Below are 12,868 nucleotides of genomic sequence, written 5' to 3' on the forward strand. Positions count from 1 at the left end.
TCGGATGACCGTCGGACTGGTGCTGCTGGCCGGGCTACTCGTCGCCGGTGGAGTCGTCGCGTGTCTCGCCGCCGTGCTGCCGTCGACGCCGCGGCTCGCCTCGGCACTGGCCCGGATCGAGGGCCAGGCAGGCTGGGCGGTGTCCCCGCAGCGTGATCAGGTCGCCGCCGAGGGCACCTCGGAACAGCTGGGCGCCTGGCTCTATCGCCGGCTGCCGTTCGTGATCACGGCCGGGCAGCGCCGGCGGTTGCTGATGCAGGGCAAGTCGATGGCGGAGTTCTACGCCGACAAGGTCGTGATGGCGATCGTCGGTGCTGTGATGCCGGCCTTCGTCGGCGCCGCGATCAGCCTGCTCACCGGCGTCACCCCGGCGCTGCCGGTGATCGTTGCGCTGATCGGACTCGTGATCGGCTTCTTCGTTCCGGACCTGTTGTTGTTGCGTACGACGGCGCAGCGGAAGTCTTCGGCGGTGGAGGCGCTGCTGGTCTACATCGACCTGGTCACCTTGGAGCGGCTGGCCAACGCGTCGGCGACCCAGGCGCTGCACCACGCGGCGGAGATCAGCGACGTGCCGCTGTTCCGGCAGATCCGGCTCGCGCTGGACCGGGCCCGGCTCGAGCAACAGCCGCCGTACGGCGAACTGCGTCGGCTGGCCGACCAACTCGAACTTCCCGAGTTGGCCGACCTCGCCGACATCATGCAACTGGACGAGACCGGCGCCGCCCTGGCCGGGACCTTGCGGGCCCGGGTCCGCGAGCTGCGGGACGCCCACATCAACGCCGAACAGGTCGCGGCGAGCAGTGCCGCCGAGGGCATGACGATCTACATGACGGTGCCGGTGTTGATCTTCGGACTGATCTTCATCACGCCGGCCGTCCTCCGGATCGTCGGAGGCTGGTGACCATGATCGACATCGGACAACATCGCGGATCGATGGACAACACCACGCCACTTCAGCGGCGCGGCAGGATCGGTCAGGCTGGACGGATGAGCGTGCCGAAGCACCCGAACGATCCCCCGGAACGCGGTGCGTGATGGGGAGATTCCTGCGTGGCATCGGCGCCCTGATCCTCCTGGTCGCCGTCGTGGCGGGTGTCCCGTTCGCCCTGATCCTGCTCGGCGGGAATCCGTTCCCGGAGCGCTTCGGCTGGGACGAGTTGGTCGCCGCGCTGTTCCGGCCCGACGACGGCACCGTGTTGATGGGCTTGATCACGATCGTCGCCTGGGTGGCCTGGCTGGTGTTCACCCTGTCGGTCCTGGTGGAGATCACCGGCCGGATCTCCGGGTACGAGATCACCCTCCAGGTGCCGGGTCTGGCGGCGCCCCAGCGGTGGGCTGCTGGCCTCGTCGTCGCGGTGATCACCATGATCGGCAGCCCGGCCGAGGCCGAGACCCGGGCGGAGGCTGCGCCGACCGTCCTGGTCGAGAGGGGCGATCAGGAGCGGGCGCAGGTCGCGGAAGCCCCGACGCCGCCGGTGACCGGCTCGCCCAGGGCCGTTCGAGACCGGCCGCCGGACCTGCGGACGCCCCGAACGGAGGCACCGGCCAAGCCGCCCGGGTCGGACGCGGGACGGCACGTGGTCAAACCCGGCGACGATCTGTGGAGCCTGGCCGAGCACTACTACGGCGACGGGCGGCAGTGGCGCAAGATCGCCCTGGCCAACCCGGACCGGCTGAGCGGCGGTCCCGATGTGCTGAAACCAGGCTGGCGGCTGATCATCCCCGACGCCGGCCGACGCGTCGCGCCGCCGGGAGACACGCTCCGCGTCCAGCAGGGCGACTCGCTGTGGTCGATCGCCGGCAGGGTCTACGGCGACCCGGAGCGGTGGCCGGAGCTCTACCGAGCCAACCGGTTCCAGCTCAGTGACCCCGACGAGCTCGACGCCGGCATGCTGCTCCTGCTGCCCTCCGGAGGGGACGCCCGGGGCGGGCAGAGCCGTGACCCCGGCCGGGAACCGGAACGCGGCGAGCGTTCCGAGCAAGGCCGAGCGTCGGAGCGGGGCGGGGAGCCGGGCCGGGACGGCGAGGCGGGTCGGGACGGCGAGGCCGGGCGGGACCGCGGGACGGGTCGGGAGGGCGAGACCGGGCGGGACCGCGGGGCGGGGCGGAACGACGGCACCGGGCGGGACGGCGAGACAAGTCGGGACCGCGAGGCCGGCCGGGACGGCGGGACGGGTCGGGACGGCGAGGCGGGTCGGGACGGCGAGACCGGGCGGAACGGCGAGGCCGGGCGGGACCGCGGGACGGGTCGGGACGGCGAGACCGGGCGGGACCGCAGGACGGGGCGGGACGGCGAGCCGGATCGGGACCGCGAGGCCGGCCGGGACGGCGGGACGGGTCGGGACGGCGAGACCGGGCGGGACCGGAGCTACGGGCGGGATGGAGGCCAGGGCCGGAACGCCGACCAGAGGCAGCAGGACACGGAGCGCGATCGGGACGCGGGGCCGGACAGGCAGGCTGCGCGGGACAGAGAGGCTGCGCGGGACAGGGAGGCGCGGCAGAAGCAGACCGAGGGCGGGGACGACGGGACGCGCGAGCGTGGGGCCGGGCCTGGCGAGTCGTCGCAGCGCGGTGACCCTCGGCAGCACGAAGGAGACCGGTGGTCCCGGGGTCCTCAGCCAGGACCAGAGCCCGGGACAGGCTTCGGCGCTGCCGAGGAACGGACCCCCGATGGGGCGCCGGGCGATCCCGGGCCCGAGTCGAGTGCACCCGGGGCGGGCCGTCCCACACCCGGGCCAGGCCATTCCGAACCCAAGCCCGGCTATCCCGGCTCCACACCTGGCCGACCCACCCCCGGTCATCCCGCGCCCAGCCGTTCGGGGCCCGCGCCGGGTGTTCCGAGTCCCGCGCCGGGTGTTCCGAGTTCCGCGCCGGGCGCTCCCGAATCGGGACCCAGCACTCCCGGTGCCACCCCGAGCGCTCCCGGTCCCGCCCAGAGCACTCCCGGGTCGACTCAATCCGGCGCCAGTCCCAACCCGGGTCTGCCGTCCGCAACGCCGGGGTCGGAATCGCCGATGCCCGCTCCGTCCAACCGGAGCCCCGGCGCCGCTCCCGATCGACGGCCCGATCCCGTTCCTGGACCCGGTGTCGCTCCCAGCCCGGCGGCCCCCGGCCCATCGGCTCCGGACCCGGCGGCTCCGGGCACGTCGGCTCCGGACCCGGCGGCTCCGGGCACGGCGGCCGGGGCTCAGGCACTCGGTGCGGTCGAGTTCGAGGCCCCGGAGGTCGCGGCGGCGGTCGCGGGCCTGGCCGGGGTCGGCGGACTGTTCGCAGCGGCAGTGGTGAACGGTCTGGCCGCGCGGCGGCTGGTGCAACTGCACCAGCGCCCGCTCGGTCGCCGGCTGCTACCACCGACGGCGCCGGCGCGGGCGGTCGAGTCGGCGCTCGGCCGGCGGCAGCGGCCGCTCAACCTGCGTGATCTTGATCAGGCGCTGCGGGCGCTCTCGGCCCACTGCCACACGGCCGGTGCCCCGTTGCCGCCGCTACGGCTGGCGGTGGTGGGTGACGCCGAACTGGAGTTGATCATGGAAACCTTCGTGGACCGGGCACCGGCCGGGTTCACGGTCCGTGGCACCGCCTGGGTGGTCACCGCCGACGACCTCCGATATCTGCGGACGATCCCGGGCTTCGGCGAGGCGACCCGGCCATACCCGGCCCTGGTCGGGATCGGCACCGACCCGCGCGGCCGAGCGGTGCTGGCCGACCTTGAAGGAATGGGAGTGCTGGCCGTCGAGTCCGAGGACCCGGAACTGGCGCCGGCCTTCCTCGCAGCCGCGGCCACGGAGTTGTCCCTCACTCCCTGGGCCGATGAACTGGTGCTGACCCTGGTCGGCGAGCACCCACAGCTGGCCGGGCCGCTCGGCCGGCACAACGTGACCCAGACCGACGATCTCGATGGCCTGCTCACCCAGCTCGAGCGGCGCGCCACGGTCCAACGCCGGGAGCAGGCGGAGCGCCCGGTCGCCCTGCTGCGCAGCGATCCGGACCTCGCCGACCCGTGGGCGCCGGAGATCGTCCTGATCGACCGCCGTCCCACGGAGGAACAGCTGGAACGCATCAGCCGGATCATCGATGAACTCCCGACCGTGACCATGGCGATCGTCGTTCCGGGCGGATCAGACCGGTCGAACTGGACGTTGCGGCTGCACCCGTCCGATCCGACCGTGCCCGCCGTCCGAGCCGAACTGCTGCCGCTCGGCCTCGAACTCGTCCCGCAACTGTTGCGGCCGGCTGCGGTCGATGCGGTGGTCGAATTGATCACCGCGACCGGCACCGAGGAGACCGAACCGGCGCCGTGGTGGCGACACGAGACCAACGGGCATTCCGCCCGCGGGCACCGGCTGGACCAGGCGGCGCTGAACCTGCCGGAGCCGGCGGCCGGATCGCCGCCCGACAGTACGGCCGAGCCCCCGCCGCTCGGCGCCGATCCCCCGGACCCGGTGACAGGCAACGACCGGAGCGGCGGGACCTGGGGCGAGTCAGCGACAGAGCACGAACGAGCGAGGGCGGCGATGAACGGATCGGGATCGAATGGACCGGGCACGGTTCATCACCCGACCCTGCGCATCCTCGGCCCGATCGAGCTCGACGGCGCCACCGGCCCGATGCCGCCGCGGGCCGACAAACAGTGTCTGGAGTATTGCGGCTGGCTACTGGAACATCCCGGCAGTACGGCTCGGGCGATGGCCTCGGCGCTCGCGATCGCGGAGGGGACCCGGCGGTCGAACATGAGCCGGCTCCGGACCTGGCTCGGTACGTCGAGCGACGGCGATCCCTACCTGCCCGACGCGTACAGCGGCCGGATCGCGCTGCACCCGGCGGTCAGTTCCGACTGGCACCGGCTCCAGATCCTGACCCTCGGCGGCGTGAACCGGGCCGACGACGACGCGCTGTTCGCGGCACTCGAACTGGTCCGCGGTGCGCCGCTGGCCGATGCCGCGCCAGGTCAGTGGCACTGGGCCGAGGAGTTGCGGACCGACATGGTGTCCGTGGTCCGCGACCTCGGTGTCGAGCTGTGCCGACGGGCCCTCGACCGGAACGACATCGACCTGGCTCGCTGGTCGGCGGCGCGCGCCCTGGTGGCGGCGCCGGGCGACGAACTGCTGATGGTGGCGAGGATCCGTACCGAACACCAGGCCGGCAACCACGCCGAGACCGAGCGCCTGGCGCTGCAACTGGCCGGGCACGCCAGAGTCCTCGGCGTCGATCTTGACCCGGAGACCGTCCGGGTGCTGCAGCAGGTGATGGAGGGCCAGGTCAGGGCCCGGCTCGTGTGACCGGCTCAGGAGAGGGTGGTCAGGAACGCACCAGTCGAGCGATCGCCTGGGTCGCCTCGGTCACCTTCGCATCGGCCTCGGCGCCGCCGTTCTCGAGCGCACCGGCGACGCAGTGGTTCAGATGCTCCTCGAGCAGGCCGAGGGCGACGGACTGCAGCGCACTGGTCATCGCGGACACCTGGGTGAGGATGTCGATACAGTACTTCTCCTCGTCGATCATCTTCTGCAGACCCCTGGCCTGCCCCTCGATCCGGCGCATCCGCTTCAGATAGGCGTCCTTGTTGCTGATGTAGCCGTGACTGTGCTCTTCGGTCATCCTGCACCTCCACCAGGCAGTGTACCCCCCTAGGGTATTCAATCGAACCCGTCGGTGGTATCCGCGTCTACAGCGACATGTCGACAAAGGCACATAGCGATGGACTGCTTTGGTTATCCCCAGTCGCTGTGCGTAACTACTGGTCGGACGGTGTCGGTGTCAAGTTGAACCGGGGTCGTCCGGGCCGCTGGAGATTCTCGCCCACCGATTTTCGTCCACCGTGTGTAGATCGCGTTCTCCCTGGTCAAGTCAAGGTTTGTGAAGTTGTCCCGAAGTTGTCCCCAGCTTCGTACCCAGGCTGCGCACAACGTCTGAGCGTGTCCCGCACAGGCTGCACGGAGTTGTCCCCAGGGCCTGTGGATAACTGGCTTTCGGCTGGCTCTCACAGGGCGTACGGTTGCGCGAAGTCGAGCGATACGCGTCCGGAACGGCGACCTGCTGCGGGGTTGTCAGTCCTCGGTCCTACCGTTGTTCCAGCACCGGCGTCAGCGGCTCTCGCGGGTGGTTCTGACCCCTCCGGAGCTGCACCGTTCAGGTGCGAGAACGACGGCCGGTCGGAGTGTCGCCGACGTACGAACGAGCCACGGAACAGAAGGTGTGATGAGCGTAGCCGAGGTGATGCCGTCCTACGACGAGGCTCCGCGACCCCCGGACCGCACCCCGCCGCAGGACATGGCGGCGGAGCAGTGCGTCCTCGGCGCGATGCTGATGAGCAAGGACGCGATCGCCGACGTGGTCGAGGTGATCCGCGGCGTCGACTTCTACCGCCCGGCACACGAGCTCATCTACGACGCGATCCTCGACCTGTACGGGCGCGGCGAGCCGGCCGACGCGATCACGGTGGCCGACGAGCTGACCAAGCGGGGCGAGACGACCCGGGTCGGCGGCGCCCCGTACCTGCACACCTTGCTGGCCAGCGTGCCGATCGCCGCCAATGCCGGCTACTACGCCGAGATCGTGCGCGAGAAGGCGATCCTGCGCCGGCTCGCCGACGCGGCGCTGCGGATCTCCCAATTGACGTATGCCGGGGAGGGCGACGCCGACGACATCGTCGACCGGGCCCAGGCCGAGGTCTACGCGGTCACCGACCGGCGCGCCAGCGAGGACTACAAGCCGCTGTCGGAGTTGATGCAGCCGACGCTGGACGAGATGGAGGCGATCTCCTCCCGCGGCGGCGGGCTGGCCGGGGTGCCGACCGGCTTCGCGGAGGTGGACGAGCTGACCAACGGTCTCCATCCGGGGCAAATGATCATCGTCGCGGCCCGGCCCGGTTGTGGTAAGTCGACCCTTGCGCTCGACCTGGCCCGCGCCGCCTCGATCAAGAACGGCCTGACCTCGGCGATCTTCTCGCTGGAGATGAGCCAGATCGAGATCACGATGCGGCTGCTGTCCGCCGAGGCCTCGATCCCGCTGTCGCACATCCGCGGCGGCCGGATGAGCGACGACGACTGGCAGCGGGTGGCGACCAAGATGGGCCAGGTGTCCGAGGCGCCGCTCTACATCGACGACTCGCCGAACCTGACCATGATGGAGATCCGGGCCAAGGCTCGCCGGCTGAAGCAGCGGCACGACCTCAAGCTCGTCGTGATCGACTACATCCAGCTGATGACGTCCGGCAAGAAGGTCGAATCCCGCCAGTTGGAGGTGTCGGAGTTCTCCCGGCAGCTGAAGCTGCTGGCCAAGGAGCTGGACATCCCGGTCGTCGCGCTGTCCCAGCTGAACCGTGGCCCGGAGCAACGGACCGACAAGAAGCCGATGCTGTCCGACCTGCGTGAGTCCGGCTCGCTGGAGCAGGACGCCGACCTGGTGGTGCTGCTCAACCGGCCCGATCTCTACGACAAGGAGTCCGAGCGGGCCGGCGAGGCGGACTTCGACATCGCCAAGCACCGTAACGGCGCGACGAAGACGATCACCGTCGCCTTCCAGGGCCACTACTCCCGCTTCGTCGACATGCAGCACTGATCATGGAATCGGCTGGCGCGCGGTGACCGGCTCGACCCGGGCCGGCTCCCGGATCAGGATCAGGGCGATCAGCCAGGAGGCGAGCATCGGCACGAGCATGATCAGGTACGTCAGCCCGGCCGCCGGCCCGAGGCTCGGCAGCAGGGCGGCTCGCTGAGCGGGACCGAGCTCGAGCAGGGTGCTCAGGCCGCCGGTCAGGTCCGGCGCGGCCTGGGTGAGCATGATCGTGAGCGTCGCGGTGCTGGCCGCGATGCCGAGGGCGCTGGCGATCTGTTGCAGGGTGCCCATGATCGCGGCGCCGTGTGGGGTCTGGTCGCCGTCCAGCCGGCGCAGGGTCGCGGCCATGGTGGGCAGGATCGCGGCGCCGGAGCCGATACCGAGCAACAGGTTCACCGCCATGATCACCGGGTAGGCGGCGTTGAGGCCGACCGAGAGCGCCAGGCCGGCCAGGCCGAGCAGGCCGACGCCGGTCCCGAACAGCACGATCCGGCGCGCCGGCAGCCGGTCGATCAGCCGGGTCGCCACCTGCATGGTGATCCCGGCGCCGAGCGCGGTGGTGATGCCGAGCAGCCCGGCCTGGGCCGCGGAGTCGCCGCGGACGGCTTGGACGTAGATCGGCAGCACGGTGCCGACCCCGAAGTACGCGGCACCGAAGCAGAACAGCACCGCGACCCCGGCCGCGAAGCCCGGTGTCAGCAGCAGCCGGATCCGGAGCAGCGGGTGGGCCAGCCTGCGCGACCGTCCGACGAACAAGATCATCAACACTCCCGCCGCCGCGATGACGATCACCGGCGGCAGCGTCACCCGGCCGCCGGCGTCTCCGATCAGCGACGCCGCGAGCACCAGGGCGACCACGCTCGGCAGCAGCAGCGCCAGGCCGAGGACATCGAGCGGGCGGCGCTCCGGCTTCGGCTGCCGCGGCAGCAGTCGGGCCGCGCAGATCATGGCGACGGCCCCGAGCGGCAGGTTGATCGCGAAGATCCAGCGCCACGACGACACGTCGACCAGCCAGCCGGCCAGCAGCGGGCCGACCAGCGGGCCGATCAGCACGGGCAGTCCGAGGTAGCTCATCATCCGGCCGCGACGCTCCGTCGGCACGGCGCCGAGCGCGATGGTCTGGCCGACCGGGTTCAGCACACCGCCGCCGAGACCCTGCAGCACCCGGAACGCGATCAGCGACTCCGGGCTCCAGGCCACGGTGCACAGCGCCGACGCGACGGTGAACACGGCCAGCCCGCCCAGGTAGACCGGCTTGGTCCCGTAGCGCCCGGTCAGGGCCGCGGTGGCCGGCAGGATCCCCACGATCGCCAGCGTGTAACCGGTGGTGACCCACTGCAGGACCGGTAGCGTCGAGGCGAACTCGGCCACCATCGCGGGCAGCGCGATGATCGTCGCCACCGCGTCGAGGACGACCAGCAGGCCGCCGAGGACCAGGACCAGCGCGAGCCGGCGGACGCCGTTCATCGCGGGTGCGGGAACGGTTCGAGGAGACGTTGCCGCCGCAGCGCGGAGGCCCACCAGGCGAGCTCGCCGAGCGCAATGCCGAGGGTCCGCTCCGCGGTTGCGGTCGGTTCCAGCCGGCCGTGCTGATCAAGGTGGGCCCAGGGCTCGGCGACGGTGACGGCCCGGCGGGTGGTGACGGCGTGCAGCTCGGCGAACACGCTGCGGAGGTGCTCGGCGGCCAGGACCCCGCCGGTCATCCCGTACGTCACCGGCAGCACCGGCTTGAACATCCACTCGACGTAGTGGCAGTCGATCGCGTGCTTCAAGGTGGCCGGCAGACCGCGGTTGTACTCCGGCGTGATGATCATGAACCCGTCAGCCGCCTCGAGCCGGTCGGCGATCTCGCTGCGCGCACCGGTGCCGGTCGGCCGCAGTTCCTCGGGCTCGGGTAACCGGACCTTGGCCAGGTCGATCACGTCGAGCACGAACCGGTCGCTGCGGTCGACCCGATCCAGCACCCAGTCGGTGATCGCCGGCCCGACCCGTTCCGAGCGGACGCTGCCCTGCAGGACGACGAGGCGCAGCGGATCACTGTGCTGATCGGGCAACGTCATGATCAGCACCGTAGAACTTCAAGTGAAGTTCAGGTCAAGGTGCGGTCCCGACGACGCGCTGTGAGTACGGTCACCGAGGCTGGCCGGACCACCACGCCCGGAACCGGGCGAACTCGTTCTTCTCTTGATCATCGAGCACGCTCCAGGCGCGCAACTCGGGCGCCGTCGTCGTGGTGGCCGTCCAATCGGCCCGGACCGTCCCGTCGGTGATCATGGAGCCGGGCATCGCACCGCCCCGGACCAGGCGGCGCTTCGCCGCGACGAGCCCGACCGAGCCGTCCCGGGAGCAGAAGTAGACGTTGTCGAACTCCGGCAGGACCGCGGTGCGCCGGGGCGGCTCGTCGATGATCGGTTCGACGTCGTACGCCTCGCCGGTCCTCCGGTCGGCCACGTCGGCCAGGATCGGGCGGAGCCGCGTCATCCCGGACCAGTAGCCGGCGTCCGCGGCGGTCCGGGGCCCGAAGCCGCGCAGAAAGGTCCGGATCAGGTCCGCCGCGTCGGGGTCGGCGAGCGGCTCGTCGATCACCTGCTCGGCGAGCAGGTAGCGGGTCCGGGCCGGCGACCAGCAGGAGTGGTCGGCGACCTGAACGACCGGCAGCAACATCCGGATCGCAAAGCCGAGCTGCCGCGGTTCCGGGCCGGGGAAGTCCTCCGTGAGCGCGGCGCCGATCTCGGAACGGGTCAGTCCCGGCCGCTCCCGAAGCAGCCGGGTGCCCGCCGCCAGGAGTTGATCATGGTCGACCTGCTGCCACAGTCCGGGATTGAAGCCGCGGACGACCCGTTCCAACATCGGCTGCAAGGCGCGCCGCCAGGTGACGTACTGCCGGCGGGTCATGAGATGAACGGTGCCGCGGAGCAGGTTGGCCTTGATCAGCCGGTAGTCCTGCAGGGCCGAGTCGACGGCGGGCAGGGACAGCTCGGCCGACCGGGTCCACAGCCCGACCAGCGGACCGCGCGCCGTCTGCGCGTTGATTCCGCCGAGGGCCTCGACGAGTTGTTCGACGGACAGGCCGGACGCCTGGCCGAGCGCCTGGCGCCGAAGGAACGCCTCCCGGTCCCACACGGTGGTCATTGTGCACCGCCCGGCGCCACGACCGCGATCGGTGGGCAGAATCGGTGACATGCCTCGTGAACGGGACGGGCTTCCCGCGATGCGGCGGGTCGAGTCCAGCAGCATCCGCGCCGTCGGGTACGACAGCGAGCACGCCCGCCTGGTGATCGACTTCGCCGGCGGCGGCCGCTACGTCTACTACGGGGTCCCGCCGTCGGCGTACCGAGAACTGCTGGCGGCGGAGTCGATCGGCCGGCACGTCAACTCGGTGATCAAGCCCCGCTACCCGTCGGAGTCACTCAACTCCTGACCGGCCGGCACCCGGGCCGCGGACAGCGACCCGGGTGCGCGTCGTGGTTCAGCGGAGCTCGGCGGCTCCGGGCTCGACCTCGGGCTCGACGGTCGGCTCGCCCGGCTCGTCGGGCTCGGCCTTGGTCGTACGCAGGAACGCGGCCAGCACGATCGCCGCGATGCCCATCAGGGCGGCAACGCCGAAGGCGAGCTGGATGCCCTGGTTCTGCGCCAGCACCTCGGGGCTGCCGGTGCCCAGTGCCGACTGGCTGCGGATCGTCATGATCGTCACCAGCAGCGCGGTGCCGGCGGCGCCGGCGACCTGCTGCAGCGTGCTCAGTACCGCACTGCCGTGCGAGTGCAGGTGCACCGGCAGCGGGTTCAGCGCGGTGGTGAACGCCGGCGTGAACATGGCGGCCAGGCCCAGCGACAGCGTCAGGTGCAGGCCGAGCAGCTGCCAGATCGGCGTCGTCGGGTTGACCGTGGTCAGCCCCCACATCACCAGCACCATCACGGTCGCGCCGAACGTGGCCAGGGCCCGCGGCCCGTACCGGTCGAACAGCCGGCCGACGATCGGCGCCAGCACGCCCATCAGCACACCGCCGGGCAGCACCAGCAGGCCGGTGGACAGCGGATCCAGTCCGCGGACGTTCTGCAGGTAGATCGGCAGCAGGATGATCGTGCCGAACAGGGCCAGCATCGCCACGCAGAGCAGGCCGACGCCGGCCCGGAACATCGGGAACTGGAACACCCGCAGGTCCAGCAGCGGGTTGCCCGGCGCGTAGAGCCGGTTCTGCCGCCAGACGAAGATCACCAGCGAGACGACACCGATCACCAGCGCTGCGATCGCGACGACGATGCTGCCGCCGTGGCTCGCCTCGCCGAGTTGGCTGAGGCCGAACACGATGCCGCCGAAGCCGGGCACCGAGACCAGGATGGACAGGAAGTCGAGTTTCGGCCGGGACTGCTCGCCGACGTTGACCAGCTTCACCGCCCCGTACACCAGCGCGATCAGGGCGATCGGCAGCACCAGCAGGAACATGAACCGCCAGGACAGGAACTGCAGGATCAGCCCGGACAGGGTCGGCCCGATCGCCGGGGCGACCGAGATGACGATGCTCACGTTGCCCATCACGACGCCGCGCTTGGCGACCGGCACCAGCCCGAGCACCGTCGTCATCAGCAACGGCATCATGATCGCCGTGCCGGACGCCTGGATCACCCGAGCGATCAGCAGCACGGTGAAGCCCGGTGCCAGCCCGGCCAGCAGGGTGCCGGCGGAGAACAGCGACATCGCCAGAATGAACACCTGGCGGGTGGTCAGCCGCTGCAGCAGGAATCCGGTGGTCGGGATCACCACGGCCATGGTCAGCATGAACACGGTGGACAGCCACTGACCGACCCCCGGCGTGATCTGCAGTTCGCCCATCAGCCTGGGCAGGGCGACGCCCATGATCGTTTCATTGAGGATCACCACGAACGCGGCGACCAGCAGCGTGATGATGATCTTCGTGTGGGAGACGGGTTGGCCGCTCCGTGAGGTCGCGTCGACGGGTTGGGTTGGCGCGGTCATCCGGTGGTCCTTCGTGACGTCGGGCTGGGAGTCGGGCAGCAGCGGCGCTGAGTGGTCAGGCATGGAGACTGGTCGGCGGACCGAAAGTCATCGGTGGGAACGTCGGGTCGAGCCCGGATAGTCCCGCCATTTGGCCCTTCGGCGCGAAATCCGGGGTCTCCGGTGGCCGTCGGGCAGCATGAAACTCACATGTCGTCAACCCTACGGGTCGCCGCTGACAGGCGTCACCAGTTTTTCGCCGGCGGCAGAGTGACGCCAGTCTCACGGCATCCCCAGCCCGTCCCTCGGGAGGCCGGGCTGGGCCTGTGGCACGTTTCAATCGGGTTCGGCAGGATGGGCGCC

General features: G+C 70.9%; 10 protein-coding genes. 5 read left to right on the forward strand and 5 right to left on the reverse strand.

The features are described from left to right. Positions 1-4 precede the first annotated feature (4 nt). Genes BKA15_RS18115 through BKA15_RS18120 form a run of 3 tightly spaced genes read left to right on the forward strand, consistent with a single transcriptional unit; the run spans position 5 to position 5,276 of the window. On the forward strand, positions 5-901 hold the full coding sequence (locus BKA15_RS18115) for a type II secretion system F family protein (RefSeq protein ID WP_179753056.1): 897 nt from the start codon (positions 5-7) through the stop codon (positions 899-901). 2 nt (positions 902-903) lie between these two features. Next, positions 904-1,035 (forward strand): hypothetical protein, encoded by a 132-nt coding sequence (locus BKA15_RS36430; protein ID WP_281385294.1) that lies wholly within the window; start codon positions 904-906, stop codon positions 1,033-1,035. Next, positions 1,035-5,276 carry a LysM peptidoglycan-binding domain-containing protein gene (locus BKA15_RS18120; protein WP_179753058.1) on the forward strand — a complete coding sequence of 1,414 codons (4,242 nt, stop codon included), beginning with the start codon at positions 1,035-1,037 and terminating at the stop codon, positions 5,274-5,276. The genes BKA15_RS36430 and BKA15_RS18120 overlap by 1 nt, the downstream gene beginning before the upstream one ends. Positions 5,277-5,295: 19 nt before the next feature. Here BKA15_RS18120 and BKA15_RS18125 read toward each other — a convergent pair whose 3' ends face one another. Then, positions 5,296-5,592, reverse strand: a complete 297-nt coding sequence (locus tag BKA15_RS18125; protein WP_179753060.1) for a metal-sensitive transcriptional regulator — start codon at positions 5,590-5,592, stop codon at positions 5,296-5,298. A gap of 618 nt (positions 5,593-6,210) precedes the next feature. Here BKA15_RS18125 and dnaB point away from each other — a divergent pair. After that, positions 6,211-7,554, forward strand: coding sequence for a replicative DNA helicase (dnaB, locus tag BKA15_RS18130; RefSeq protein WP_218872185.1), 1,344 nt, complete (start codon positions 6,211-6,213; stop codon positions 7,552-7,554). Here dnaB and BKA15_RS18135 read toward each other — a convergent pair whose 3' ends face one another. The 3 genes from BKA15_RS18135 to BKA15_RS18145 all read right to left on the reverse strand — a co-directional run bounded on the left by BKA15_RS18135 (position 7,555) and on the right by BKA15_RS18145 (position 10,683). Continuing rightward, positions 7,555-9,018: a DHA2 family efflux MFS transporter permease subunit gene (locus BKA15_RS18135; protein WP_179753064.1), complete on the reverse strand. Its 1,464-nt coding sequence runs from the start codon at positions 9,016-9,018 to the stop codon at positions 7,555-7,557. It abuts the gene before it with no gap. Continuing rightward, positions 9,015-9,611 (reverse strand): NADPH-dependent FMN reductase, encoded by a 597-nt coding sequence (locus BKA15_RS18140; RefSeq protein ID WP_179753066.1) that lies wholly within the window; start codon positions 9,609-9,611, stop codon positions 9,015-9,017. The genes BKA15_RS18135 and BKA15_RS18140 overlap by 4 nt, the downstream gene beginning before the upstream one ends. A 70-nt stretch (positions 9,612-9,681) precedes the next feature. Then, a complete protein-coding gene (locus tag BKA15_RS18145) occupies positions 9,682-10,683 on the reverse strand; it encodes a winged helix DNA-binding domain-containing protein (protein WP_179753068.1) in 1,002 nt (333 codons plus the stop codon). 49 nt (positions 10,684-10,732) lie between these two features. Between BKA15_RS18145 and BKA15_RS18150 the strand changes: the two genes are divergently transcribed. Continuing rightward, positions 10,733-10,972, forward strand: coding sequence for a KTSC domain-containing protein (locus tag BKA15_RS18150; protein ID WP_218871435.1), 240 nt, complete (start codon positions 10,733-10,735; stop codon positions 10,970-10,972). Positions 10,973-11,020: 48 nt separating this feature from the next. Here BKA15_RS18150 and BKA15_RS18155 read toward each other — a convergent pair whose 3' ends face one another. Then, entirely contained in the window at positions 11,021-12,526 is a 1,506-nt protein-coding gene (locus tag BKA15_RS18155) for an MDR family MFS transporter (RefSeq protein ID WP_179753070.1), read from the reverse strand. Positions 12,527-12,868 lie beyond the last annotated feature (342 nt).

The organism is Microlunatus parietis, from assembly GCF_013407955.1.
Classification (GTDB): domain Bacteria; phylum Actinomycetota; class Actinomycetes; order Propionibacteriales; family Propionibacteriaceae; genus Microlunatus; species Microlunatus parietis.